The following is a 2,201-nucleotide window of genomic DNA, read 5'->3' on the forward strand; positions in this document are numbered from 1 at the left end:
TCGTTGCTGAGCTTCGCCATGGTGGCGTCCTTTCATTTGGTCCCGGCACCGTCATACGGCACCGGAAGCGTGTGGGGTGTGTCAGTTCTTCTTGTCTTCGAGTGCCGCGAACAGACGTGCCAGCTGCGAGGCGGGCGCGTTGAACAGGCCGGCGGCCTTGGCCTGGTTGCCCTTGAGCGCACCGGCCATCTTCGCAAGGAGGACCTCGCGGGACTCGAGCTCGGCGATCTTGTCGAGTTCGGCGGCGGACAGCGTGGCGCCGTCCATGACACCACCCTTGACGATGAGCGCCTTGTTGTCCTTGGTGAACGTCTTGAGCGCCTTGGCGGCGTCCACGACCTCACCGGTGACGAACGCGATGGCGGTGGGGCCGGTCAGGAGGTCGTCGAGACCCTCGACACCGGCTTCCTTCGCCGCACGCTTGACCAGGGTGTTCTTGGCCACGGTGTACGTGGCCGAGTCACCCAGCGCCTTGCGCAGCGCGGTGACCTGCGGAACGGAGAGTCCGCGGTATTCGGTGACCACGGCCGTGGTGGAGTTCTGGAAGTGCTCCTTGATCTCCTCGACGGCCTGGACCTTTGCGGGCTTTGCCATGTTTCGCCTCCTCTCTGCTTCTCACTGCCGGGAAATGCACGAACGCCCCGGGCGCAGGCGGCACGGGGCGTGGAGGAGGCGGGCACGGTGACGTGCCATGTCCTACACTGACCGGTGTTCTCCTGCGCGGGCCGTCCGGGCGCTCCCGGACACTTCGACCGCCCCCGGCGGGGACGGTGACCTGCGGTCTTCGGTGAAACTTGATCAGGTGCCCGACGGAGCGAGCCGTCAGGCGTTCAAACTTCCCCATCAGGGTATAGGCGGCAGGTCGTCACCGCCAAATCGGCGGGCAGCCGGGGAATGGCGGGTCGCGCGCGTTTCTGACACTGTTGTGCCGTGCCCCCCGCCTCGTCCCGCGTCGCCGTCGTATACAACCCCATCAAAGCCGGAGTCGATGAGGTTCGTCGCCGCACGGCCGAGAGGGCGGCTCTGCACGGGTGGACCGATCCGGTCTTCTACGAGACCACCGAGGAGGATCCGGGAGTGGGCCAGGCCGCGGAGGCCGCCGCGAGCGGTGTCGGCCTGGTGCTCGCCTGCGGCGGCGACGGCACCGTGCGATCGGTCGCCCAGGGTCTCGTCGGGACCGGGATCCCCATGGGTGTGGTCCCGCTCGGCACCGGCAACCTGCTCGCCCGGAACCTGGACATCCCGCTGGACGACGTGGACCGCGCCGTCCGCGTGGCGATGAGCGGCCGGAGCCGGGGGGTTGACCTCGGCCTGGTCCGGTACACCGACGGCGAGGGGCACACCCACGACGACGTCTTCCTCGTCATGCTCGGCGCGGGCATGGACGCGGACATGATCGCCGGCACCCACGACGGCCTCAAGGCCCGGGTGGGATGGCTCGCCTACGTGGGGGCCTTCGCCAATACTCTGCTCCGCGGCCACCGGATCAAGGTGGAGTACTCACTCGACGACGGACCGGAAATCCACACCCGTGCCCGGACCCTGCTGGTGGCCAACTGCGGGATGCTCCAGGCCGGGATGATCCTGCTGCCCGACGCGGTGATCGACGACGGCCTCCTCGATGTGTTGGCGCTGCGGGCCAAGGGCGCCCTCGGCTGGGCGCAGGCCGGCGCGGTACTGGTCCACCACACGTTCCAGCATCAGCTCGCCCCGGCCCTACGGAGGGGCTCCTCGAAGGTCGAGGGGAAGGAACGACACCAGACCCGCCCACTGGACTTCCGTCAGGGCGAGGGGGTCTCGGCCCGGATCCTGGAGAAGCCCGCGTCGTTCCAGATCGACGGCGAGGAGTGCGGAACCGTCACCGAGTTCTCGGCGTGGATCAAGCGTCGTGGACTCACGGTGCGTGTCGCACACTGACCCCGGTCGAACGGTCTTCAGGCGCCACGTCTCTCCGGTGGTGCCCGCGCGTCGGGGACGGGTGATCACGTGCCCGGGCTGGGTAGCGTGTGGGTCGAGGAGACCGCCCGCCCGGGGTTCCGGGCGAGTGGGTCACACGGTGGGTGCGAACGACTCGCACGGCGGACTGGCGGGGGCGGGTCATGGAGATCTTCGACGGACAGCGGCCTGACCGGGCGGCACACGACCCGGCGGCCCCCTCGCCCGGCGGCACCCCGGACAGCGCACCGGGCGGCGCCCCTGAC

Annotated in this window: 2 protein-coding genes; one reads left to right on the forward strand and one right to left on the reverse strand. The window is 69.3% G+C overall.

All coding sequences use genetic code 11. From position 1 onward, the window contains the following. Positions 1 to 81: 81 nt before the first annotated feature. A complete protein-coding gene (rplJ, locus tag G6028_RS09640) occupies positions 82 to 594 on the reverse strand; it encodes a 50S ribosomal protein L10 (RefSeq protein ID WP_107746165.1) in 513 nt (170 codons plus the stop codon). A 336-nt stretch (positions 595 to 930) separates the two neighbouring features. Here rplJ and G6028_RS18055 point away from each other — a divergent pair, with 336 nt between their 5' ends. Beyond that, positions 931 to 1,917, forward strand: coding sequence for a diacylglycerol kinase family protein (locus G6028_RS18055; RefSeq protein WP_182658739.1), 987 nt, complete (start codon positions 931 to 933; stop codon positions 1,915 to 1,917). Positions 1,918 to 2,201 lie beyond the last annotated feature (284 nt).

This window comes from Dietzia cercidiphylli, assembly GCF_014145145.1.
GTDB classification, from domain to species: domain Bacteria; phylum Actinomycetota; class Actinomycetes; order Mycobacteriales; family Mycobacteriaceae; genus Dietzia; species Dietzia natronolimnaea.

Bases quoted from the DNA above. Each gene is read 5' to 3' on its own strand.
- rplJ (WP_107746165.1), bottom strand. From the start codon at position 594: ATGGCAAAGCCCGCAAAGGTCCAGGCCGTCGAGGAGATCAAGGAGCAC.